We start from the raw sequence: 21,722 nt of genomic DNA, 5'->3' as shown, positions 1-21,722 counted from the left end.
TTTCATGTAAATATGGCGTCTTAGGCCAGGTGTTGCAATGTTAATGCCCTTCACGAAGCCCGGCGCGGGCGGCGGCGCGGTGCACCGCCTGGATCACGGCATGCGGATCGGCGTGATGCGGCATGTGGCCGACACCGGGCATCCGCAGCAGGTCGGCATCGGGCGCCTGGCGGCTCAGCGGTTCGGAGTGGATCTCCAGCGGCACGATGGTATCGGCCTCACCGTGCAGGATCTCCAGCGGCATCTCGAGCCGGTGATATTGCTCCGACATCTCCACCACCTGCGGCCGCAGCCGGGTGATCTGGCGGGCATTGGCGCGCAGGCTGTCGCGGCGCATTGTCAGCCCGGCGCCGATGTGGCGGGCATAGCCCACAGGCACGCGTTGCGGCTTGAAAATCGCCTCGAGCGCGGCATGAACCCGGTCGAGCGGCGCGAAGGCGGTAATCAGTGGCACCACCAATGCACTGCCCAGGCGCGAGGAATTGACGTGGTACAGCGTGTCGAGCCCACCGGGCCAGGGATTTGATACCGCGCCCAGCAAGATCAGCCCGGCGGTCTCTTCGGGGCGTTCCAGCGCCCAGGCCAGCGCCACCGCGCCGCCGAAGGAATGGCCCAGCACCAGCGGCCTCGTCACGCCCAGCCGGTCGGCGGCCTTCTGTAACAGACGGGCCTGTTCGCCGGGGGTCTCACCCCGGTCGTGCAGCCGATCGGTCCAGCCCAGCCCCGGCCGGTCCAGGGCGATCACCCGGTAATGCTGCGCCAGAGGTTCGATCAGATCGAAGCTGAAATCGCGCAGATTGCCCGAGGCCCCATGGATCAGCACCAGATCGGGGCCGGCGCCGGTGACCAGCGCATGCACCGTGGTGCCGTCGATGTCGATCAGCTTGCCCGAGGGGCCAAACTGCGCCTCGGCTTCGGCCTCTCGCAGATCCGCCCGCCGGTCGATCAGGAACACGCCGCCGGCCAAGAGCGCCACGGTCAGCAGGGCGAAGGCGAGGTTGGCGATCATCTCAGCCCCGGAGGTCGGTCGACTTGGAACCGATTTCGGCCATGTCGAAGGGCGTCGTCAGATAGAGTTCGCTGATCCAGTTGCCGTAGAGCAGATGGGCATGACTGCGCCAGCGGTTCTGCGGCTTTTTGCTGGGATCATCGCCGGGGTAGTAGTTGCGCGGCACGTTGATCGCGGTGCCATTGGCAACGTCACGGTCGTATTCTTCCTTCAGCGTGCCGCTGTCATATTCGAAGTGATTGAAGATATAGAGCGCCCGGTGCTTCGGATCCTCGACCAGGCAGGGCCCGACTTCGTCGCTGCCCAGCAGGGTGCGCAGCCCGGCGGCGGCATCGATCTCGGGCTGGCGCATCTCGGTCCAGCGGCTGACCGGGATGACGAACTCGTCGGAAAAGCCGCGCAGGTAGGGCGAGGCGGGGTCGAGGTTTGTATGGCGGAAGCAGCCGAAGGCCTTGTGATCGAGGATATGTTTCTGCACCCCGTGGAAATAGTTGATCATCGCCATCCCGCCCCAGCAGACGCCAAAGGTGGAATGCACGTTGGTCTGGGTCCAGTCGAAGATCTGCGTGAGCTCTTCCCAATAGGTCACATCCTCGAACGGCAGATGCTCGATCGGCGCCCCGGTGATGATAAGGCCGTCGAATTTCCAGTCCTTCACCTCGCGGAACGGGTGGTAAAAGCTCTCCATATGCTCGGCCGAGGTGGTCTTGGTCTCGTGCTCGCTCATCCGGATCAGCGTCAACTCGATCTGCAAGGGCGAGGCGCCGATCAGCCGGGCGAATTGGGTCTCGGTGGCGATCTTCTTGGGCATCAGGTTGAGCAACCCGATGCGCAGCGGCCGGATGTCCTGATGCTCGGCCTGTTTCTCTGCCATGACCATCACACCCTCGCGCGAGAGCACGTCGAAGGCGGGCAGATCACTGGGCAGTTTCAGGGGCATCGGGTGTCCTTTCCTGTGGCGTCAGAGAAATAGGCCAGAGCGGCGCGCGCCACAAGCGGTCAGCTGCGCCGTGCTGACCGGGTGATCGCGCCGGCGATCAGATCGGTGAAATCGGCCTGATCGCGCACCTGGGCGATCTCGTCGGCGGTCACCGTCACACCCCAGTTCCGCGCCATCGCGGCATAAAGCGGCTGGCGGTGCGCCAGCGCCCGGCCATAGGTCCAGCGGATGAAGGCATCGGGGTTCACCTCGCCTTCGCAACAGCCCTCGACCTCGAGATATTCCTGCCAGCAGCGGGCGAGGAAGGCGGGCTGATAGGCCATCGGTTTGGGCGCGCGGTTGAACCGGCGGATCAGCTCCTGGGTATGCGCCTCGGAGCCTTGGATCCAGATCATCAGCGTGCGCTCTGACAGCGCCGAAAGCACCGGATCGGCGGGGTCTTCGGGATCGACCCATTCGCAGATTGAGCCGCCGGTGTCACAGATGAAATGCGGGTAATCATAAAGCGCCTGCGCCCGGTCGATGAAATAGCCGGTGTCCAGCAACGCATTGATCTCGGCCTGGCGAAACTGATCCTGCCGCCGGGTGTATTCGGCCATTGGCAGACCGCCCTGATCGGGGTTGCCCGGCTTGCCCAGATAGGCCGAGACCGGGGTCAGGTTGTGGAACGAGATATTGGAGCCGATGTAGATGCTGTCCGACAACAGCAGATCGCGCAGGAACGGCACCTGCATGGCATGCGCCTTGGCGTTGTCGGCGATGTATTCGCCCATGTAGCGCGTGCCGATGCGGTAATCGATGGAATAGTGGAACCATGCGCCATTGTCGCGCAACATGTTGGAAACATGGGTCTTTCCAAGGCCCGACATGCCAAAGAACAGCACCCGTTTCTTGGGCGCCTGGCGCCAGTCTTCGGCAGTTGAATAGAGCATCTTCTTGGTCCCGCTGAACGTTCGCTTCGCCTAGCACACCCGCCCGCCACGAAAAAGCCCCGCCGCGATGCACGCAGGCGAGGCCAATCCGTGAGCGGATTTTATTTCGGCGTCAGAATGCGAAGCCGACAGAGATGCCAAAGCCGGTGGCGGTGTTGTCCGAGAAATCGGTCGGCGTGCCCGATTCCGCATCGCCCAGCCAGGCATGTTCGACACCTGCGGTGATCTTGGCTTTGCCCATGGTGTAGCTGCCGCCGAGACCGATCGAGGTATAGCCGTCGGTGGGCGACAGGCGCGAGCTTTCGCCGCCTTTCTTGGATTCATAGCCGGCGCGGGCGAAGACCGAGAATTGATCCGAGAGCTGACGGCCGACACCCAGTTGATAGGTGAAAGTGTCATTGTCGAAACTGGTGATCTCGCCGCCGGTTTCCGATTCATAGGCGCCGGGCTTGACCTGCCATTTCGACCATTCGGTCCATTTGACCGAGCCGAAGACCAGCGTCTTGGGGGCCACGCCCGACTGGAAATCCAGGGTCACCGATTGCGGCATGATGACCGGCGTGTCGGTGGTGGTCGACACCGGCGAGAAGGTCGGAACGCCGCCCGGCAGGCTGAGCTGGGTATAGGTCTCGCGCGCGTCGAATTCATGTTCGATCTCGGAGCGATAGGTCAGCGCGACGCGCATGGCGAAATCGGGGATCTCATAGGCCGTGCCAAGAATGAAGCCGAGGTCGGTCTCTTTCGAGCTGGAGGCCGAATAATCGCTGACGATCGAGCCCGGCAGCGGGCCGCCGCCCAGCAGAGCCGGGCCGTCGGGGTCGGAGGCGATATTGCCCAGCGCCACCGGAATGGTGATATCGGCCGAAGAGGTCAGCAGGCTCGCGCCGCCATAGACCGACAAGCGGTCGGACATGTTGTATTTCACGATGGCATCGACGGCGGTGCTGTTCCACCTGGCGGTCAGCCCCTCGTAGAAGCCCTGGCCATAGGCCGCGTCTGCCGCATAGGGCTGCGACATCAGAAGGGCGAAATCGAGCCGGTCGTTGATCGCCATCTTGAGGCCGAACCCGATGTGCCGGGTGGCGTCCGACATGTCGCCGGTGCTGCCGCCGCCGACAAAGGCCGGATAGTCGCCCGACACGTCGGCATCGGTCTGCGAAAACGAGAACTGTACGTAATTGCCCTGCTCGAAAAGGATCGCCTCGGCGGGGCGCGCACGCTCGAGGCCGCCGGCCTGAGCAATGCCTGCAAAAAGGCAGGCCGCAGAAGCGGCACTTGCTACATGTTTCATCTGGATTTTCCTGTCTCTTCCCTGGCTGAACGCTAATTCCTGAGACAGATTTCGGTCAATTCCTGACCCAACGTCACACTTTAGGTTGTTCCGTGACGTTACTTTTCTGTTACGTCAACTCCGCGCACCGGCCCGCGAACCCGTGATGCGGACCAGATATTGAGGTAATTCCCGCCGAAGATGACCAGCGCGCCCAGCAGGACCAAGAGGTCCAGCGGTTCGGAGTAGAACCACATGCCGACCAGCGCGATCACCGGAAGCCGGGCGAAATCGATCGGCATGACGACCGCCGCCGGCGCCAGCTTGAGCGCCGTCGTCAGGCAGAAATGCGCCACCAGCCCGGCAAAGGCGATCAGCACGACCCAAGGCAGGTTGGCCGCCGTGGGCAGTGCGATATCGCCATCGAACCCGGCGCAGATGACGCCGAAAATCGCTTGCATTACAGTCAGGTAGAACAGGATGCAGGTGATCGTTTCGGTCCGGGTCAACAGCCGGGTGAACACCGCCGATCCGGCAAAGCCGATGGCCGCAATTGCCGCCGTGAGCTGACCGAATTCCAATGTCTCGGGGTTGGGCCGGGTGACGATCAGGATGCCGACGAAACCGATACTCGCCGCCAGCACCCGCACCCGTGTCAGCCGCTCGCCAAGGATCAGCGGCGACAGCACGATGACCCAGAGCGGCGAGGTGAATTCGAGCGCGAAGACCTGCGCCAATGGAATCGCGGTGATCGAATAGAACCACAGATTCTGGCCCGCGAAATGGCTGAGGTTGCGGATCGTATGCACGCCCAGGTTGCGTCGTGTCACCTGGCCGAGAGTGCCGGCGGCGCGGGCCACGGTGATCACGATGACGAAGCCGATCAGGCTGCGGTACATCATGATCTCGAAGGTATCGAGATCGAGGCTCACCGCCCGGCCGGCAATCGCCATCGCGGTAAAGGACACGATGGCGCCGATCATCCAGAACGCCGCCTTGACGGTCTCGCTCATTTCGCCACCACGGCACAGGCGCGCGTCAGATCACGCGCCACAAAAGGCGCCGCAGAGAACAGGGGAGACAGGGTCGCGAAACGAAACATGGCGCGACAGGACCATATGGCGGCGGGAATGGAAAGGGGGCAACTCCGCTTTCGCGGGTTAATGCGATCCCGCTTCCAGCGGCAGCTGGCAGCAGCCGTCAAACAGGATCCGGTCCTTGCCGGCCTCGATCATCAGACTGACCGCATAGGGGTAATCGCGGTCGCTCATGCCGTCCGAGCAGAGCTGTGCACGGATCACCGCGGTCGAGGTCGCGTCGCCGGTGCCATGACGCAGAAGCGCCGGAAAGCCCGTTCGACCGGCGGCGGTGAGCAGATCGGTCAGCGGCAAGGTCGCGGAATTGTTGTTGAAATCCGAATAGAGCGCGGTGTCGCCGGTGTAGCGGATCGACCAGAACGGCTCTGTGCCGCTGCACAACAGCCCCTGCGGCAGGCGGCTTTGGCCGATCATCGCGATGTCGTCGGGCTCCAGAAACCGCATCGCCACCCAGCCGTGGCTCTCTTCCCAGACGATCCGGCCCCAATCGCCGCTTTCGTCGGTGTCGATCACCTCGACCGCGGTCTGATCATGGGCCAGATCGCCGATGTCTTCGCTGTGCGCATCCGGCAGGGCGCGGACATTGAGCGTGTCGTCCGAGGCAACATCGGTGACCCGGAAATAGCCCGGCTCGGCCAGGGCTGTACCGGCAAGCAGGCTGGCGAACAGGGCAAGACGCAACATGGCAATGGCTCCGATTCCAAAAGGGGACGAAGCTGAGTATAGCGCGAAATCCGGGCGCGGCATGCGATCCCTTGGTTTATTGCGTGCGCAGGTATTCCATCACCGCATCGCGCACCGATTCCGCGCCGCGCTTGCGTTCGGCATTGATCACCTCGCGCAGCTCGTCGAGGTTGGTGCGCCGCAGCAGATGCTTGACCGGCCCGATCGAGGCCGGACGCATCGACAGGGTCCGCAGACCCATCGCCGCCATGCAGATCGCCTCGATCGGGCGGCCCGCATCCTCGCCGCAGAAGCTGACCTGCGTGCCGGTGCTGTCGCACCGCGCGATGATCATCTCCAGCAGGCTCAGGAACGAGGTGTTGAGCGTGTCGTAGCGGCGCCGCACCCGCTCGTTTTCGCGGTCGGCGGCAAAGAAGAACTGCTTGAGATCATTGCCGCCGATCGAGAGGAATTCCACTTCCTCGAAAAACGCGTTCGGCGCAAAGGCCAGCGACGGCGTCTCGAGCATGGCGCCGACCTCGAGCTTGGAGGGCAGGGGGTGGCCGAGAATCTTTTCGCGCTCGATCGCCTTGTCCATCTCGGCGCGGGCCTGCTTGTATTCGCTGTATTGCGCGATGAAAGGGAACATCACCGACAGCGGCCGGCCATTGGCCGCGCGCAGCAGCGCCTGCAATTGCATCCGCATCACGCCGGGACGGTCAAGCGCCACCCGGATCGCCCGCCAGCCCAGCGCCGGGTTCGGCTCGTCGGTGGCCTTCATGTAGGGCAGCACCTTGTCCGAGCCGATGTCGAGCGTGCGGAACACCACGCGCTTGCCCTTGGCGGCATCGAGCACGCCGGAATAGATCTGCGCCAGCTCTGTCCGCTTGGGCATCTGGTTGCGGATCAGGAACTGCAATTCGGTGCGGAACAGGCCGACGCCTTCAGCCGCCGAACTTTCCAGCGAAGGCAGATCGGCCATCAGCCCGGCGTTCATGTGCAACGAGATCGTCTTTCCGCAAAGCGTCTCGGCCGGCTTGTCGCGGATCGAGGAATAGCGCTCCTGCGCCTTGTGCAGCATCGCCATCTTGTCGCGAAAGGCGGTGACGACATTGTCGTCGGGACGCAGGTGCACCACCCCCTGATCGCCATCGACCATGATGTGATTGCCGTTCAGCGCCTCGGTGGTGATGCGGCTGGCCTGAAGCACCAGCGGGATCGCCAGCGCCCGCGCGACAATGGCGGCATGGCTGCCGACCGCGCCTTCCTCGAGCACGATACCCTTGAGCTGACGGCCGTATTCCAAGAGCTCGCCGGGCCCGATGTTGCGGGCGATCAGGATCGGATCATCGGGCATCTCGGCACCGGTGGCGCTGCCCTGACCGGTCAGAATGCGCAACAGTCGGTTCGACAGGTCGTCGAGGTCGTGCAGCCGTTCGCGCAGATAGGCGTCGGGCACCTGGCCCAACCGGGTGCGGGCGGCGGATTGCTCTTTCTCGACGGCAGCCTCGGCCGAAAGACCGCGCGAGATGTCTTCCTCCATGCGGCGCATCCAGCTTCGCGAATTGGCGAACATGCGATAGGCCTGAAGCACTTCGAGCTGTTCGGCATCGCCGCCCATGGCGCCGGCCAGCATCTGGTCGACGCCGACGCGCAGCTCGTCGACCGCCTCTTTCAGCCGCTCCAGCTCGCGGTGCGGATCGTCGGCGATAGGATTGGTGACCACCACCCGCGGCTCGTGCAGCCAGACATAACCTTCGGCCGCGCCTTCCTGTCCGGTGATGCCGCGGATCAGATGCGGCTGGGTGTGGCGCGCCGAAAGCGCCGCACCCTCGCCGACAAAGACGCCCAGCTCGGCCATCTCGGCCAGCACCATGGCGACGACCTCGAGCGCATAGACCTCGTCGGCGGTGAATTCGCGCGCCTCTTTCGACTGCACCACCAGCACGCCGAGCATCTCGCCCAGCCGCTGGATCGGCACGCCGAGGAAGCTGGAATAAATCTCCTCGCCGGTCTCGGCCATGTAGCGGAATCCGGGCGCCTGCGGCGCATTGGCGGTGTTGACGATATTGCCCTGCCGCGCCACCCGGCCGACAAGGCCTTCGCCGACACGCAGCCGGGTCTGGTGCACCGCTTCCGCCTTCAGACCCTCGGTGGCACAAAGCTCGAGCGTGTCCTCGTCGCGGAACAGATAGACCGAACAGACCTCGGTCTTCATCGAATCCGCGGTCAGATGGGTGATCTTGTCGAGCCTTTCCTGACCGGCGGCTTCCTCCGCCATGAGGTCGCGCAAGCGTCTGAGAAGCTTGCGGCTTTCGCTTTCCGTACCTTCTGGCATATGTCGATGTCCCCTTATTCGGACCGAAGTGTCATGGGCGGGTGTCACGCCGCGGTGTGGCCCTTGTGTCTAACCGCAAACCGCGGCCCTGTCGCGCATCGCCGCCGGCCGGTCCAGCCGCGTCAGCAGGTTTTCGATAAAGGCGAGCCGGTGCGGCACCTGCCGGCGCAGCCGTTCCGTCAGCGCCGCGGGCAGCCGTTCGGGATGGCGCAGCGCCGCATAGGCGATCAGCAGGGTCTCGGCCAGATCCTCGCCGTCCGGGTTTTCGGCGCCATATCCGGTGAGAAATCCGCCATCGGCCTGCTGCGCCGCGCGCCAGGCCTCTGAGGCGGCATGCGGCTGGTCGAGCGTGGCATGGACGCTTTCGTGAAACACCGTTTCCTCCAGATCATGACTGGCGATGCGGCGGGCGAGGTTTTCGGCATAGACCACAAAGAACCGCCCGCGATCCTCGGCAAAGGCGCTTTCGTCGCCGTCGAGCAGCACCACATGATCGAGCTTGGCGCGCATGAACCCCGGCAGCTTGCCGATTGCATGGGCCAGCGGCGTCACCGTCGCCAGAGCCGCGTCGCGGTCGCCCAGCCGGGGATGCGCCCAGATCGGCACCATCGCGCCATCGAGATAGCGCGCATCAAAAAGATGCACGCCCTCGGCCATCAGCGGGCCGCCGCGCTTGTCCGGCATTTCGCGCCGGCCATCGCCGCGGTCGACAAGGCAGGCCAGCGCATCGGGGTCATCGGTCAGGATATAATCGATGTCATTCGAGGTGACCGAGGAAAAGAACAGTGGCTCCGCCGCCGCCGAAAGCGGCAGGCAGGCACCCAAAGCGACGGCAAAAGCCGCGTGTCGCATCACCGATCTCCCCGTTCGGACCCGACTTGCCTAGGCCCGTCGCAGGGCTTTGGCGTCAGGCCGCCTTTTCCAGTTCGAAGGCATCATGAAGCGCTTGCACGGCGAGTTCCATATATTTCCGGTCGATCAGCACGGAAATTTTTATCTCGGAAGTTGTAATGACCTTGATGTTGATCCCCTCATCCGAGAGTACCTTGAACATCTTGGCTGCCACACCGGCATGGCTGCGCATGCCGATCCCCACCACCGATACTTTGGCGACGCCGGTGTCGGCGACGATATCGTGGAAATTGATCGCGCCCGCGGCCTTGGCGTCGGCCATCGCCTTTTCCGCCCGTTTCACCTGATCGGTGGGGCAGGAGAAGGTCATGTCGGTGCGGCCCTCTTCCGAGATGTTCTGCACGATCATGTCGACATTGACGCCGGCCTCGGACAGCGGGCCAAAGATCGCGGCGGCGATGCCGGGGCGGTCGGCCACCGAGATCAGGGTCATCTTGGCCTCGTCACGGGAATAGGCCACGCCAGAGACGACATTGAGTTCCATGATTTCATCCTCATCGCAGACGAGCGTTCCGGCCGCGTCGTCCATTTCCTCGAAGCTCGAAAGCACCCGCAGTTTGACGTTATAGCGCATTGCCAGTTCGACGGAACGGGTTTGCAGCACTTTGGCGCCCAGGGAGGCCAGTTCCAGCATCTCCTCAAAGGCGATCTTATCGAGTTTGCGGGCCTTTTCGCAGATGCGCGGGTCGGTGGTATAGACACCGTCCACATCGGTATAGATATCGCAGCGCTCGGCGCCGAAGGCGGCTGCAAAAGCCACCGCCGTGGTGTCCGAGCCGCCCCGGCCCAGGGTGGTGACGCGGCCGTCGGGGCCGATACCCTGAAACCCTGCGACCACGGCCACCTGCATGCCCTCGGCGAATTTCGCCGAGATGTTGTCGGTCGGGATCTCGACGATCCGCGCCGCGGCATGGGCGTTGGTGGTCTTGATCGGCACCTGCCAGCCCTGCCAGCTGCGCGCCGGCACGTCCATTTCCTGAAGCGTCAGCGCCATCAGCCCGGCGGTCACATTCTCGCCGGACGACACGATCGCATCGTATTCGCGCGCATCAAAGAGCGGCGAGGTCTCGTTGACCAGACCGACAAGCTTGTTGGTCTCGCCCGCCATGGCCGAGACGATGACGATCACGTCATAGCCCTTGGCCACTTCCACGCCCACCCGTTTGGCGGCGCGGCGGATACGGTCGAGCGTGGCGACGGAGGTGCCGCCGAATTTCATCACCAGAAGGGGCATGGGATCGTCCTGCCTGAAGTCGTCCGGCGCGGTTTACGCAGATGGATGAAAAAGGGCAAGAGCGCCGATTGGCCGCGCCGGCAGGGTATTGCCCGGCGGCGGTGACGCCGGGCGAAAGATCGGGACGGCGGCTCAGGCGTAGAGCGGTTGCACCCCCATCTGAAGATGCAGCATGTTCACCGTCTGCTGATCGAGGCCGAGTTCCGAGGCCAGGGTGTCGAGATATTGCGCCTCGGCCTCGGTATCCACGCGGATCGGCATCAGCGACATCGAATAGACCTGCATCTTCTGCGCGTCCGGCGTGTCGCGGGCCAGAGCCTCGGGGTCGACCTCGGCGGAGAGCTGTTTCTTGACGAAGGCCAGGCTCTCGGCGTCGGCATCCTCGCCCACGGTTTCGAGGATCTTCTTCTTTTCCGCCGCGTCGATCCCGCCATCGGACTTGGCCGCCTGGATCATCGCCCGCAGCATCAGCCCGGCGGCGGCTTCCGCCTCGGGCGCGCCGGGGGTGTCGGAAACCTGGTCGAGCATCGCGCCCACGCCCTTGCCCTGGGCCGCCGCGGCGCCGCCGGCCATCGAGAGCAGCCCGGCCAGCCCCGCGCCGCCGGCGCCCGAGAGCAACCCGCTGCCCTTGGCGTCCGCGCTCTGGCCGCCGCCCATCATGTTGCCCATCATCTCTTGCAGGTTCATCCCGGCGCCGCCGCCGGCCCCCACCATCTTGGCAAACATGTCCTGCGCCTGCGTCATGCTCTGGGCGCCGCTCTCGCGCATCTGGGCCATCATGCCGCGCATCTGCTCCATGCCGGGCATCTGGCCCAAGGCCTCGGCGGTCGGGTTCTGGCGCGCCTTTGCCGCGCCCGAGGGCACCTGCGCGCCGCCCAGCATGCCGCCGAGCCCCTGGTTCCTGCTCAGGTGATCCACCCCGCGTGCGGCGGCGTACCCCAGCGCAACCTTGGCCAAAGTGCCCATCAATCCCATGTCATATCCTCCCGTTGAAATGGATTGCTGCCACTCTGGCAGGTTTTGCCGCGCAAGTAAGGGGGGAATCCCGCCGGCGTCAGATCAGCCGCAACAGGCGCAGCGCCAGCAGCACCAGGATCACCGAACCGGCCATGCCGAAACAGACGATGGCAAAGCCCCAGGCCGTGTCGGTAAAGGGCAGCCCGCCGACGTTCATGCCGAACAGCCCGGTGACAAACCCCAGCGGCAGAAAGATCGCCGCCACCACCGACAGCCCGTAGCCGTTGCGCGAGAGCTGATCGGCCTTCTGGGCATATTGGTGATCGGCCAGCGCCCCCAGCCGCTGGTGCACCGCGTCCAGTTCCTCGAGCGCGCGCTGCGCCCGGTTGGCGCTCTCGCGGATCTCGTCATGGGGCAGGGCGAGGCCGTCCGGCGGGCGGGCCTCGAGCCGGCGCAGGGTCTCGCTCTGCGGCCGCAGATAGCGCAGCAGGCGGATCGAGGCGCGGCGCAGTTCGGGCAGCGGCGCAAGCACATCGGGCGGGCAATCGGGATCGAGGATCGCCTCTTCCAGCGCATCGACCTGATCGTCAAGTTTGAGCGAGACCTGTTCGATCCGGTCGACCAACCGCTCGGTCAGCTCGGCCACCAGTTCGCCGGGGCCGCCGGGCATGCAATAGCCGGCCTCGAGATCGGCCTGCAATTCGCGCACGGCAAAGATCGGCCGGTGCCGCAGGGTGACCACCAGGTCGCGGCCGGCCCAGAGCCGGAGCGAGACCATGTCATCGGCCTGCTGCCCCGGGTTGAAGTTCGCCCCCCGCAGGATCAGGATCAGTGACTCGCCCAGGCCCAGATAGCGCGGCCGGGTTTCCGGCTGCACCAGCACCTCGGCCGCCTCTTCGGAAACCAGCTGGCCGACCCGCGCCACCGTACCCGGCGCCGCCAGGTCGAAATGCACCCAGCGCCAGTGCCCCCGGGCAACCTCCTGATCCAGCGCGCCGGCCTGGGCCCGCCCCTCGGCGTCGATATCGAAGACAAAGAGCGCCATCAGACGAGGTCCGGCTCTCGGCCCAGCCGGTTGGCCAGCCGGGTCACGCTGAGGCCCTGAACGATGATCGAGAAGATCACCACCACATAGGTCGCCGTCAGGATCACCGGTTTCCATTCCCCTTCGGGCAGAGACAGCGCCAGCGCGACCGAGATGCCGCCCTTGAGCCCGCCCCAGGTCATGATCGGGATCACGTCGCGCGGAAAGCTGCGGAACGGGCGCAGCACCAGCACCGGCACCGCCACCGCCAGCAGCCGCGCCACCAGCGCCAGCGCGATCGACATCACCCCGATCATCAGGTCGCCGACGTCGAAGGCCAGGGCGAAGACCTCGAAACCGATCATCAGGAACAGCACGGCATTGAGGATCTCGTCGATCAGCTTCCAGAAGGCGTCGACATAGTTGCGGGTCTCTTCGGTCATGCCGTGCTTGGCACCGATATCGCCGATCAGCAGCCCGGCGCAGACCGCCATGATCGGCGCCGAGACATGGAGATAGACCGCCAGCTCATAGCCGCCGAAGGCCAGCCCCAGCGTCAGCAGCACCTCGAGCGAATAATCGTCGATCCGCCGCATCAGCCGGAAGGTGAGCCAGCCCAGAACGATCCCCAGCACCGCGCCGCCAAGCGCCTCTTGAACAAACAGCAGCGCCGCCGCCTCGAGCCCGGCGTCATGGGCGCCGCCGACAGGAAAGGCGAGGCCGACCAGCACCAGAAAGACCACATAGCCGACACCGTCATTGAACAGCGACTCGCCGGCGATCTTGGTTTCCAGCTCCTTGCGCAGATTGGCCTCGCGCAGCACCCCGAGCACCGCCACCGGATCGGTGGGCGAGATCAGCGCGCCGAAGACCAGCGCCACCAGCAGCGGCATGCCGGTGATCCAGAAAAAGCCGAAGCCCGCGATCACCGTAGACAGGCCCACACCCAGCGTCGCCATCAGAAAGACAATCCGCCATTGCGCCCGCAGATCCGAGAGCTTCACATGCAGCGCCCCGGCAAAGAGCAGCAGCCCCAGCATGCCTTCGAGCAGCGCGTCGGAGAACTCCAGCCCCTGCACGGCGGCCCGCACCGTATCGGCCAGCCCCAGCGCCGGCAGCGCCAGATCGAGCGCCATGATCCCGAAAGAGGCCAGCAGCGCCACGACCAGAATGCCGATCGCGGCGGGCAGCTTCAGGACAAGATAGTTGATCGCGCCAAAGAGCCCCGCCAGAACAATCAGCAGGGATGTGATTTGCAGAAAATTCATCGTGCTACCTGCCTTGGCCCCGGTGTCTTCAGCGGTAGCACGCGGCCCGCCACAGAGCCAGAGCCTACAGTTTGAGCGACATCAGGGAATAGCCGTCCCGCAGCTCGAAATGCGCCTTGCGATAGAGCCGCTGGGCGGATTTGTCCTCGCGCTTCACCTCCAGATGCAGCGCCTTGAGCCCGGCATCGCGCAGCGCCCGCGGCAGGGAATAGAGCACATCGGTCGCCATGCCGCGGCCACGCACGGCGGGGCGGATGTAGAGCTCGTCGACAAAGCCGTCCATGCCGCCGAACTCGAGCGACCAGCCGAAGCTGAGGATGATATAGCCCACCGGCGCCTTCTGCGGCCCGATCAGATAGACCGCGCCATGCGGCGAGCCTTCGAGCAACGGCAGAACGGCGGCGCGGCGCCGGTCGTCATCGGTCTCGAGGCCGGTCTCGGCGCAGAATGCGGCGGTCAGCGGCATCAGCCGTTCGATGTCGTCCGGTCCGGCGAGGTGCAATCTGGTGCTCATAGGCGGGCCAGCCTTTCCGTCAGCAGGGCAAAGAAACCGTCGCCGTCCACATCGCCGATGAACAGCGCATTGGCCGGCCGGTCGGTCACCCCCCACCAATCCGCCACGGTCATGCCGAGCGTCAGTTCAGAGCCGGTCTCGATCTCGACATTGATCTTGCGGCCGGAAAACAGCTCGGGCTTGAGCAGCCAGGCGATCACGCAGGGGTCATGCAGCGGCGCGCCGTCAGAGCCGTATTTCTCCTTGTCGAAACGTTCGAAGAAATCGGTCATCTCGGCCACCGCCACGCCGACCGGCGTTGCCAGCGCGCGGAACGCGTCGTTGCGCGCCTTGGTGACCAGCGCCTTATGGGTCACGTCCAGCGGCATCACCGTGATCGGTGCGCCGGATTTGAACACGATATCAGCGGCTTCCGGGTCGACGTAAATGTTGAACTCGGCGGCGGGCGTGATGTTGCCTACCTCGAAATAGGCGCCGCCCATCAACACGATCTCGCGCACCCGCGCGGCCACGTCGGGGGCCCGTTCAAAGGCCGTGGCGATATTGGTCAGCGGACCCAGCGGGCAAAGCGTGACCGTGCCCTCGGGCTCGGATCGCAGGGTCTCGATGATGAAATCCACGGCGTGCATTTCCTGCAAATCCATCGTCGGATCGGACAGCACCGGCCCGTCGAGCCCGGTCTTGCCGTGCACATGTTCGGCCGTCACCAGCCGCCGTTTCATCGGGCTGTCACAGCCGGCAAAGACCGGGGTTTCCGGCTTGCCGGCCAGTTCGCAGACGATGCGGGCGTTCTTGGCGGTCAGCGCCAGAGGCACGTTGCCGGCCACGGCGGTGATGCCCAGCACCTCGATCTCTTCGGGGCTGGCCAGAGCGAGAAGGATCGCCACCGCGTCGTCCTGTCCGGGGTCGGTGTCGATGATGATCTTGCGTTGGGTCATGGGACCTCGTTCAGGGCAGGGCTGTTTGCGCGCCAACTTGTCAATCGCGGCGCCGAGAGTCCATAAGCGGTTTGCCGCCAGAATGTGTCAGTAGGCGCGCGGACGGATCATTCCGCGGCCCGCCGTTCGGCCGCCTTGGCGGCGTCCCAGAGCGCATCCATCTCGTCCAGGTCCGAGTCGGCCGTTGATCTGCCTTGCGCTGCAAGTGCGGCCTCTATCGATTTGAAACGGCGCGTGAATTTTGCATTGGCCCGGCGCAGCGCGGCCTCGGGGTCGACCGCCAGATGCCGTGCGAGATTGGCCATGACAAAGAGCAGATCGCCCATCTCCTCTTCGACCTTGTCCTGCGGCAGGCTCTCGCGCGCCTCGACCAGCTCGCGCGCCTCTTCGGCGATCTTGTCGAGCACCTGTTCGGTCTCGGGCCAGTCAAACCCCACCCGCGCCGCGCGTTTTTGCAACTTGAACGCGCGGAGCAGTGCCGGCAGCCCGACCGCGACGCCATCGAGCGCGCCTTTCTGCGCCTTTTCCGCCCGTTCCGCGGCCTTGATCGCCTCCCAGTCGCGGGTCTGCTGCTCAGGGCTCTTGTCGCGGCTCTCGGCGCCGAACACATGCGGATGCCGCGCCACCATCTTGTCGGACATGGTGTTGGCCACGTCGTCAAAGTCGAACAGCCCGGCCTCCTGCGCCATCTGCGCATGGAACACCGACTGGAACAGCAGATCGCCTAATTCGCCTTTCAGTTCGCCCCAATCCTGCCGTTCGATGGCATCGGCCACCTCATAGGCCTCTTCGATGGTGTAGGGCGCGATGGTACTGAAATCCTGTTCGATATCCCAGGGGCAGCCGGTTTCGGGATCGCGCAGCCGCCGCATGATTTTGAGCAGCCGCGGCATGCCGCCCTGCGGATCCTGGATCAAAGCGTCGTCAGCCATTGCAGCCCCCGGTCATTTGCGATTGTCTGCACCCTGTCGCGGGGCGGGCACGAAGTCCAGACCCCGGCCGATCCGAAAGGGAATGACCATGGCGCTGGAAGACGCAAAAACCAAGGTAGACGAGGCGTTTACGCGGGAAAGTTACACCGGGCTCGGCTTTGAGAACACCTTTGGCGGCGCCACTTCCTTCCTGCGCCGGCGCTACAGCAAGGATCTCTCCGGCGTCGACCTGGCGGTGACCGGCGTGCCCTTCGATCAGGCGGTGACCAATCGCCCCGGCAGCCGTTTCGGCCCGCGCGCCATTCGCGAGGCCAGCGCCCTGCAAAGCCCTGACGCGCCCTATGGTTGGGGATATAACCCCATGGAAGAGCTCAAGATTGTCGATTACGGCGATCTTGCCTTCGATTATGCCAAGGTCTCCGAATTTCCCGAAACGCTGCAACGCCATATTTCCGGCATCCTGGCCAAGGGCGTCGGCACGGTGACGCTGGGCGGCGATCACTTCATCACATTGCCGATCCTCAAGGCCTATGCCGAGGTCTTCGGCCCGCTTTCGATCATCCAGTTCGACGCCCATTCCGACACCTGGACCGATGACGATCTCGACCGCATCGACCACGGCACCTTTCTTTACAAGGCGATCAAGCTGGGGCTGGTCGATCCCTCGCGCTCGGTGCATGTGGGCATCCGCACCGACAACCCGGATCGCCACGGGATGCACCTTATCGATGCGCGGGATGTGCATGAAAACGGGGCGAAAAACACCGCCGCCAGGGTGCGTGAGATCGTCGGCGACAGCCCGACCTACCTGACCTTTGACATCGATTGCCTCGATCCCGCCTATGCGCCCGGCACCGGCACGCCGGTCTGGGGCGGGCTGACCACCGCGCAGGCCGCCGTCGCTTTGCGCGCGCTGGCCGGCATCAACATGGTCGGCGGCGATATCGTCGAGGTCTCACCACCCTTTGACACCACCGGCGCCACCGCCATCGCCGGCGCCCATGTGGCGACAGAGCTGATCTGTCTCTGGGGCTGGAACCACCTGAAGAAAGGCGCGTAACTACATGAAGATCATATATATTGCCCTCCTGTTTCTGGACGGCGCGGTGGTGGCCGGGGCGGTTTGGGTGCGCTTCGCGCCCGACGACCCGGCGCGCTGGCATGTCACCTCGAGCCTCACCGATCCGGGCCACCACGGTGGCGCCAACAGCCATGTCTACCGGGAACCGCTGGCCGAGGGCGGGCAAGAGCGGTTCGCCGCATTCGATGCCGTCATTCGCGCCACCCCCCGCACCGAGGTGCTGGCCGGTTCGCTCGAAGAGGGACGGATCACCTATGTCACGCGCAGCAAGCTGATGGGGTATCCCGATTACACCACCCTCAGTCTGACCGAGACGCCGCAGGGCGCGCAGCTCGAGGTGTTCAGCCGGGCGCGATACGGCAAGTCAGATCTTGGCGTCAACCGCGCCCGCATCGAGGGTTGGCTCGCCGCTCTGTGAGGCGCCGAGACAGCCCTGCGCCACCTCGCGCCACATCGGCACGTTGAGCGACATCTGACACTGCGCCATGAACATGCGGCCATCGACCTGAAGACAGATGGTCTGGCCCAGCTCCACGCGGGCGCCGTTTCGGTCGGTGCAGTAACAATCGACGGTGCGTCCGCCCGGGCCGGTCACATCGGCCAGGGCAGGCGCCGCAAGCAGCCACAAAAGGGTACTTCCTCTCACCATGAGAGCAGTTTATCACGAAACTCCCAAACCTGACAATTCTGACCGGCAGAAGCCTCCCCGCATGATTCCCGAAGACCGCCTGCGCCAGATCGAAGACCGTTTCCAATATCTGGAGGCCCGGATGAACGCCGGCGCCGATGCTGGCGAGATCGCGGCGCTGGCCAAGGAATATTCCGATCTCAAGCCGGTGGTCGACCAGATCGCCGCCTGGCGCCAGCTCCTGGAAGACATGGCCGAGGCTGAGGCGCTGCTCGCCGATCCCGACATGCGCGAGCTGGCGGAAGAGGAGCTGCCGGTGCTGAAAAAGCGCCTGCCCGAGGCAGAGCACGCGCTGCAACTGGCGCTTCTGCCACGCGACGAGGCCGATGCCCGGCCCGCCATCGTCGAAATCCGGCCCGGCACCGGCGGCGAAGAGGCGGCGCTTTTTGCCGGCGATCTGCTGCGCATGTACCAGCGCTATGCCGAGGCCCGGGGCTGGAATTTCGAGATCATCGAGGAAAACGCCACCGAGCTGGGCGGCATCAAGGAAGTGGTGGCGCATGTGAAAGGCGAGGGCGTCTTTGCCCGGCTGAAATACGAATCCGGCGTGCACCGCGTCCAGCGCGTGCCCACCACCGAAAGCGGCGGCCGCATCCATACCTCGGCCGCCACCGTGGCGGTGCTGCCAGAGGCCGAGGATGTGGATATCCAGATCGACGCCGGCGATATCCGCATAGACACCATGCGCGCCTCGGGCGCCGGCGGCCAGCACGTCAACACCACCGATTCGGCCGTGCGGATCACCCATGTCCCCACCGGCATCGTCGTCACCAGCTCCGAGAAGAGCCAGCACCGCAACCGCGAGATTGCCATGCAGGTGCTCAAGACGCGGCTTTACGACCTCGAGCGCAGCCGGGTCGACAGCGAACGCAGCGCCGACCGCAAATCCCAGGTCGGCTCCGGTGACCGCAGCGAACGTATCCGTACCTATAATTTCCCGCAGGGCCGAATGACCGATCATCGCATCAACCTCACGCTCTACAAACTCGACCAGGTGATGCAGGGCGATCTCGACGAGATCGTCGATGCGCTGACGGCCGATGCCCAGGCGACCCAGTTGGCGGCGATGGCATGACCGGCTCGGAATTGCTGGCGCGCGGCACGCGCGCGCTCAAGACCGCCGGGATCGACGGCGCCGGCAACGATGCCCGCCGGCTTCTGGCCCATGCGCTGGGGCAAGAGGCCGGGCGGCTGACGCTGGTGCTGCCGGAACCGGTCGATCCCGAAGCGGCGGCGCGGTTCGACAATCTGATCACGCGCCGGGCGGCCCGGGAACCTGTCTCGCATCTCACTGGAAAGCGGATGTTTTACGGCCGCGAATTCGCGGTCACGCCGGATGTGCTCGACCCCCGGCCGGAAACCGAAACCCTGATCGAGGCGGCGCTGGCCCAGCCGTTCGAACGGCTGCTCGATCTCGGCACCGGCACGGGCTGTATCCTGCTGACGCTGCTGGCCGAAAGCCAGGGCGCCTGGGGGCTGGGGGTCGATGTCTCGCCCGCCGCGCTTGATGTGGCGGCGCGCAACCGGGCGATGCTGGGCCTGTCGGAATGCGCGCTCCTGCGCCAGAGCGACTGGTTCGCCGAGGTCGACGGCAGCTTTGATCTGATCGTCTCGAACCCGCCATACATCGCCGATCACGAAATGACGGCGCTGGCGCCGGAGCTGGCGCATGAGCCGCGCCTGGCGCTGACCGACGAGGCCGACGGCCTCTCGGCCTATCGCGCCATTGCCGCCAGCGCCGGCCAGTTTCTCGAACCCGGCGGCCGGCTGCTGGTCGAGATCGGCTGGCAGCAGGCCTTTCCCGTGGCGGTGCTGATGCGCGAGGGCGGGCTGTCGGATGTGGTGGTGATCCAGGATCTCGATGGCCGCGACCGGGCCGTTAGCGCTCGCAAGATTCAGTGAATTTCGCTCGAAATCGGTGCAAATCTGCCGCTTTTGGCGGTTTCGGGCGGGGAATGCGACAATTACCCCCTTGTAAGGCCGGGCTTGTCGTGGTTAGTGCTTGGGTGTCGTCGCAGATGGGTCGCGTATTGCGCCCCGCGAGACACTCGCCGCACAAGAGCATGATTGCCGAATGCACCGCGCCATAGCATCGCGTTTGGCACACCGGCTAGAGACTATCCAAAAACGGGCTGGATAACAGTATAATGAGATCATCCAAGTCACGGTCGCGGTCGCGATCGAACCGCAACAAGCCTTCTGGTGGCAATATCATCAACCGGGTCTTCGACAGCTCCGGGCCCGAAGGCAAGGTGCGCGGTACGCCGCAGCAGATCATCGACAAATACAACCAGCTGGCACGCGATGCCCAGTTGGCCGGTGACCGGGTGGCGACCGAAAATTTCCAGCAGCACGCCGAGCATTACCTGAGGCTTCTGGGCGAGGCGCAGAAGGAACAGGACGCCAAGCGCGAGGAGCAGGAGCGCCAGAACCGCGAGCGGCAGGCGCAGCGCGATCGCGAGCGGGCCGAACGGCAGGAGCGCGAATCCTCGAACGGCAACGGCAACGGCAACGGCAATCCGCAGCCCTCCGAGGCCGCCGATCCGAGCGAGGCACCGCAGCCCGATGTGCTCGATGTTTCCGACACCGACGCCGACAGCACGCTGGTCGAGACGCCGGAGAGCAAGGTCGAGGAAGACAAGCCCAAGCGCAGCCGCCGCAAGCCGGCGCGCAAGAAGCCCGAGGGAGAGGCGGGCGGCGAGGCGCCGGCCAAGGACGCCTCTGCCAAGGACGCCTCGGCCAAGGATACCCCGGCCAAGGAAACTCCTGCCAAGCGGCCAACGCGCCGCGCCGCTGCCAAGGACACCCCGGCCAAGGACAGCTCGGCCAAGGACGCTTCCGCCGATGCCCCGGCCAAGGACGAGCCGTCGCAGGCGGCCGAATAACCTCGGCGGCGCCTGACACATGACATTGCACAGGGTCGCTCCGAGGGGCGGCCCTGTGCTTTTGCGCCCCCGCGCCCCCGGGATCCCACGCGCCCCGGACCCCGATCCGGGGCCTCATGGCAGATGGGCGAGACGGCGGCGAGGTCCCGGATCGGGGTCCGGGACGGGGGGCAAGAAAGGCCGGGCTCAGCGCCGAGCGGCTTCCACCTCGCGGGCCAGCGCGCAGAAGGCCTCGAGCGAGACCTGCTCGGCCCGCTCGGTGGGTTTGATCCCGGCGGCGCGCAGCAGATCCTCGATGCCGGGATGCAGCCCCTTGAGGCTTGCCCGCAGCATCTTGCGCCGCTGGTTGAAGCCGCGCGCCACCACCTCTTGCAGGATCCTGGCATCGGCCGGAAAGCGCGGCGCGGGCAGGGCGGTCAGATGCACCACCGCCGAAGACACCTTGGGCGGCGGCGAAAAGGCCTCGGGCGGCAGATGCAGCACGATGCGCGGATCGGCGCGCCATTGCGACAGGATTGCCAGGCGGCCATAGGTTTTCGATCCCGGTTCGGCCACTATGCGCTGTGCCACCTCGCGCTGGAACATCAGCGTCAGCGACTGCCAGAACGGCGGCCACTCCGGCGGCGTCAGCCAACGCACCAGAAGCTCGGTGCCGACGTTGTAAGGCAGATTGGCGGCAATGCGGATCGGCGGCATCAGGTATTGCCCGGGATCGATCTCCAGCGCGTCGCCGTTGATCACCTCGAGCTGGCCGGGATAGCGCGCCCCGATCTCGGCCAGCGCGGGCAGGCAGCGCGCGTCCTTTTCGATCGCCAGCACCTTGCGCGCCCCCTCGGCCAGCAGGCCCCGGGTCAGCCCGCCGGGGCCGGGGCCGATCTCGAGCACGTCGCAGCCCGACAGCTCGCCGGCCAGCCGCGCGATCTTGGCGGTAAGGTTGAGGTCGAGCAGGAAGTTCTGCCCCAGCGCCTTTTTTGCCACCAGCCCGTGATCGGTGATCACCTCGCGCAGCGGCGGCAGGTCGTCAATCGTGGCCATCAGGC

At 65.2% G+C, this 21,722-nt stretch carries 22 protein-coding genes; 5 read left to right on the top strand and 17 right to left on the bottom strand.

The annotated features are described in order from the left end of the window. Nucleotides 1–40: 40 nt before the first annotated feature. The 15 genes from PVW49_RS09550 to mazG form a co-directional block, all read right to left on the bottom strand. Nucleotides 41–1,009, bottom strand: coding sequence for an alpha/beta fold hydrolase (locus PVW49_RS09550; protein ID WP_074835043.1), 969 nt, complete (start codon nt 1,007–1,009; stop codon nt 41–43). 1 nt (nt 1,010) lies between these two features. Then, nucleotides 1,011–1,949: a homoserine O-acetyltransferase MetA gene (metA, locus tag PVW49_RS09545; RefSeq protein WP_274563022.1), complete on the bottom strand. Its 939-nt coding sequence runs from the start codon at nt 1,947–1,949 to the stop codon at nt 1,011–1,013. Nucleotides 1,950–2,008: 59 nt separating this feature from the next. After that, nucleotides 2,009–2,881 (bottom strand): hypothetical protein, encoded by an 873-nt coding sequence (locus PVW49_RS09540; protein ID WP_048531101.1) that lies wholly within the window; start codon nt 2,879–2,881, stop codon nt 2,009–2,011. A gap of 112 nt (nt 2,882–2,993) precedes the next feature. Next, the gene (locus PVW49_RS09535; RefSeq protein WP_048531102.1) at nt 2,994–4,172 is read right to left on the bottom strand and encodes an OmpP1/FadL family transporter; all 1,179 of its coding nucleotides are present in this window, start codon (nt 4,170–4,172) and stop codon (nt 2,994–2,996) included. A 98-nt stretch (nt 4,173–4,270) separates the two neighbouring features. Further along, nucleotides 4,271–5,164, bottom strand: a complete 894-nt coding sequence (locus tag PVW49_RS09530; protein WP_048531105.1) for a DMT family transporter — start codon at nt 5,162–5,164, stop codon at nt 4,271–4,273. A gap of 147 nt (nt 5,165–5,311) precedes the next feature. Further along, a complete protein-coding gene (locus tag PVW49_RS09525) occupies nt 5,312–5,932 on the bottom strand; it encodes a COG3650 family protein (RefSeq protein WP_048531107.1) in 621 nt (206 codons plus the stop codon). A gap of 76 nt (nt 5,933–6,008) precedes the next feature. Next, entirely contained in the window at nt 6,009–8,249 is a 2,241-nt protein-coding gene (gene ptsP / locus PVW49_RS09520) for a phosphoenolpyruvate--protein phosphotransferase (RefSeq protein ID WP_074835036.1), read from the bottom strand. A gap of 69 nt (nt 8,250–8,318) precedes the next feature. Next, entirely contained in the window at nt 8,319–9,101 is a 783-nt protein-coding gene (locus tag PVW49_RS09515; RefSeq protein ID WP_074835035.1) for a hypothetical protein, read from the bottom strand. A 55-nt stretch (nt 9,102–9,156) separates the two neighbouring features. Further along, nucleotides 9,157–10,395, bottom strand: coding sequence for an aspartate kinase (locus PVW49_RS09510; protein WP_274590446.1), 1,239 nt, complete (start codon nt 10,393–10,395; stop codon nt 9,157–9,159). A gap of 132 nt (nt 10,396–10,527) precedes the next feature. Beyond that, nucleotides 10,528–11,370, bottom strand: coding sequence for a tellurite resistance TerB family protein (locus PVW49_RS09505; protein WP_274590445.1), 843 nt, complete (start codon nt 11,368–11,370; stop codon nt 10,528–10,530). Between the two features lie 79 nt (nt 11,371–11,449). Beyond that, entirely contained in the window at nt 11,450–12,397 is a 948-nt protein-coding gene (locus PVW49_RS09500; protein ID WP_274590444.1) for a CorA family divalent cation transporter, read from the bottom strand. Continuing rightward, complete coding sequence (locus tag PVW49_RS09495) at nt 12,397–13,644, bottom strand: cation:proton antiporter (RefSeq protein ID WP_274563032.1); 1,248 nt, start codon at nt 13,642–13,644, stop codon at nt 12,397–12,399. Before PVW49_RS09495 ends, PVW49_RS09500 begins: the two co-directional genes overlap by 1 nt. A 64-nt stretch (nt 13,645–13,708) precedes the next feature. Next, a complete protein-coding gene (locus PVW49_RS09490) occupies nt 13,709–14,158 on the bottom strand; it encodes a GNAT family N-acetyltransferase (protein WP_074835028.1) in 450 nt (149 codons plus the stop codon). Beyond that, nucleotides 14,155–15,096 carry a nucleoside hydrolase gene (locus PVW49_RS09485; protein WP_074835027.1) on the bottom strand — a complete coding sequence of 314 codons (942 nt, stop codon included), beginning with the start codon at nt 15,094–15,096 and terminating at the stop codon, nt 14,155–14,157. Before PVW49_RS09485 ends, PVW49_RS09490 begins: the two co-directional genes overlap by 4 nt. Nucleotides 15,097–15,203: 107 nt before the next feature. Then, on the bottom strand, nt 15,204–16,028 hold the full coding sequence (mazG, locus tag PVW49_RS09480) for a nucleoside triphosphate pyrophosphohydrolase (protein ID WP_274590443.1): 825 nt from the start codon (nt 16,026–16,028) through the stop codon (nt 15,204–15,206). Nucleotides 16,029–16,116: 88 nt separating this feature from the next. Here mazG and speB point away from each other — a divergent pair, with 88 nt between their 5' ends. Both speB and PVW49_RS09470 read left to right on the top strand, forming a co-directional pair. After that, nucleotides 16,117–17,088, top strand: coding sequence for an agmatinase (speB, locus tag PVW49_RS09475; RefSeq protein WP_274590442.1), 972 nt, complete (start codon nt 16,117–16,119; stop codon nt 17,086–17,088). A gap of 4 nt (nt 17,089–17,092) precedes the next feature. Continuing rightward, a complete protein-coding gene (locus PVW49_RS09470) occupies nt 17,093–17,527 on the top strand; it encodes a DUF1499 domain-containing protein (RefSeq protein WP_074835022.1) in 435 nt (144 codons plus the stop codon). Here the strand turns inward: PVW49_RS09470 and PVW49_RS09465 are convergent. Beyond that, nucleotides 17,474–17,758, bottom strand: a complete 285-nt coding sequence (locus PVW49_RS09465; RefSeq protein ID WP_074835020.1) for a hypothetical protein — start codon at nt 17,756–17,758, stop codon at nt 17,474–17,476. The genes PVW49_RS09470 and PVW49_RS09465 overlap by 54 nt on opposite strands. A gap of 61 nt (nt 17,759–17,819) precedes the next feature. On the opposite strand from PVW49_RS09465, the gene prfA reads away from it, so the two are divergent. From prfA to PVW49_RS09450, 3 genes are all read left to right on the top strand, one after another. Then, entirely contained in the window at nt 17,820–18,872 is a 1,053-nt protein-coding gene (prfA, locus tag PVW49_RS09460) for a peptide chain release factor 1 (RefSeq protein WP_048531129.1), read from the top strand. Next, nucleotides 18,869–19,699, top strand: a complete 831-nt coding sequence (prmC, locus tag PVW49_RS09455; protein ID WP_074835017.1) for a peptide chain release factor N(5)-glutamine methyltransferase — start codon at nt 18,869–18,871, stop codon at nt 19,697–19,699. Before prfA ends, prmC begins: the two co-directional genes overlap by 4 nt. A 245-nt stretch (nt 19,700–19,944) precedes the next feature. Beyond that, nucleotides 19,945–20,682: a DUF4167 domain-containing protein gene (locus PVW49_RS09450; protein WP_274590441.1), complete on the top strand. Its 738-nt coding sequence runs from the start codon at nt 19,945–19,947 to the stop codon at nt 20,680–20,682. A gap of 186 nt (nt 20,683–20,868) precedes the next feature. Here PVW49_RS09450 and rsmA read toward each other — a convergent pair whose 3' ends face one another. Then, the gene (rsmA, locus tag PVW49_RS09445; protein ID WP_048531134.1) at nt 20,869–21,717 is read right to left on the bottom strand and encodes a 16S rRNA (adenine(1518)-N(6)/adenine(1519)-N(6))-dimethyltransferase RsmA; all 849 of its coding nucleotides are present in this window, start codon (nt 21,715–21,717) and stop codon (nt 20,869–20,871) included. Nucleotides 21,718–21,722 lie beyond the last annotated feature (5 nt).

Source organism: Marinovum sp. PR37 (genome assembly GCF_028807375.1).
GTDB lineage: Bacteria > Pseudomonadota > Alphaproteobacteria > Rhodobacterales > Rhodobacteraceae > Marinovum > Marinovum algicola.
This window is presented reverse-complemented; position numbering and strand designations above follow the sequence as displayed.

What these genes read in the sequence shown, in the direction of transcription:
- PVW49_RS09535 (WP_048531102.1), bottom strand. Translation starts at nt 4,172, where the DNA reads ATGAAACATGTAGCAAGTGCCGCTTCTGCGGCCTGCCTTTTTGCAGGC.
- prfA (WP_048531129.1), top strand. Translation starts at nt 17,820, where the DNA reads ATGATTCCCGAAGACCGCCTGCGCCAGATCGAAGACCGTTTCCAATAT.
- PVW49_RS09450 (WP_274590441.1), top strand. Translation starts at nt 19,945, where the DNA reads ATGAGATCATCCAAGTCACGGTCGCGGTCGCGATCGAACCGCAACAAG.
- PVW49_RS09510 (WP_274590446.1), bottom strand. Translation starts at nt 10,395, where the DNA reads ATGCCCCTTCTGGTGATGAAATTCGGCGGCACCTCCGTCGCCACGCTC.
- PVW49_RS09500 (WP_274590444.1), bottom strand. Translation starts at nt 12,397, where the DNA reads ATGGCGCTCTTTGTCTTCGATATCGACGCCGAGGGGCGGGCCCAGGCC.
- speB (WP_274590442.1), top strand. Translation starts at nt 16,117, where the DNA reads ATGGCGCTGGAAGACGCAAAAACCAAGGTAGACGAGGCGTTTACGCGG.
- PVW49_RS09465 (WP_074835020.1), bottom strand. Translation starts at nt 17,758, where the DNA reads ATGGTGAGAGGAAGTACCCTTTTGTGGCTGCTTGCGGCGCCTGCCCTG.
- rsmA (WP_048531134.1), bottom strand. Translation starts at nt 21,717, where the DNA reads ATGGCCACGATTGACGACCTGCCGCCGCTGCGCGAGGTGATCACCGAT.
- ptsP (WP_074835036.1), bottom strand. Translation starts at nt 8,249, where the DNA reads ATGCCAGAAGGTACGGAAAGCGAAAGCCGCAAGCTTCTCAGACGCTTG.
- PVW49_RS09485 (WP_074835027.1), bottom strand. Translation starts at nt 15,096, where the DNA reads ATGACCCAACGCAAGATCATCATCGACACCGACCCCGGACAGGACGAC.
- PVW49_RS09470 (WP_074835022.1), top strand. Translation starts at nt 17,093, where the DNA reads ATGAAGATCATATATATTGCCCTCCTGTTTCTGGACGGCGCGGTGGTG.
- PVW49_RS09505 (WP_274590445.1), bottom strand. Translation starts at nt 11,370, where the DNA reads ATGGGATTGATGGGCACTTTGGCCAAGGTTGCGCTGGGGTACGCCGCC.
- PVW49_RS09540 (WP_048531101.1), bottom strand. Translation starts at nt 2,881, where the DNA reads ATGCTCTATTCAACTGCCGAAGACTGGCGCCAGGCGCCCAAGAAACGG.
- PVW49_RS09515 (WP_074835035.1), bottom strand. Translation starts at nt 9,101, where the DNA reads ATGCGACACGCGGCTTTTGCCGTCGCTTTGGGTGCCTGCCTGCCGCTT.
- mazG (WP_274590443.1), bottom strand. Translation starts at nt 16,028, where the DNA reads ATGGCTGACGACGCTTTGATCCAGGATCCGCAGGGCGGCATGCCGCGG.
- PVW49_RS09495 (WP_274563032.1), bottom strand. Translation starts at nt 13,644, where the DNA reads ATGAATTTTCTGCAAATCACATCCCTGCTGATTGTTCTGGCGGGGCTC.
- PVW49_RS09525 (WP_048531107.1), bottom strand. Translation starts at nt 5,932, where the DNA reads ATGTTGCGTCTTGCCCTGTTCGCCAGCCTGCTTGCCGGTACAGCCCTG.
- prmC (WP_074835017.1), top strand. Translation starts at nt 18,869, where the DNA reads ATGACCGGCTCGGAATTGCTGGCGCGCGGCACGCGCGCGCTCAAGACC.
- PVW49_RS09550 (WP_074835043.1), bottom strand. Translation starts at nt 1,009, where the DNA reads ATGATCGCCAACCTCGCCTTCGCCCTGCTGACCGTGGCGCTCTTGGCC.
- PVW49_RS09530 (WP_048531105.1), bottom strand. Translation starts at nt 5,164, where the DNA reads ATGAGCGAGACCGTCAAGGCGGCGTTCTGGATGATCGGCGCCATCGTG.
- metA (WP_274563022.1), bottom strand. Translation starts at nt 1,949, where the DNA reads ATGCCCCTGAAACTGCCCAGTGATCTGCCCGCCTTCGACGTGCTCTCG.
- PVW49_RS09490 (WP_074835028.1), bottom strand. Translation starts at nt 14,158, where the DNA reads ATGAGCACCAGATTGCACCTCGCCGGACCGGACGACATCGAACGGCTG.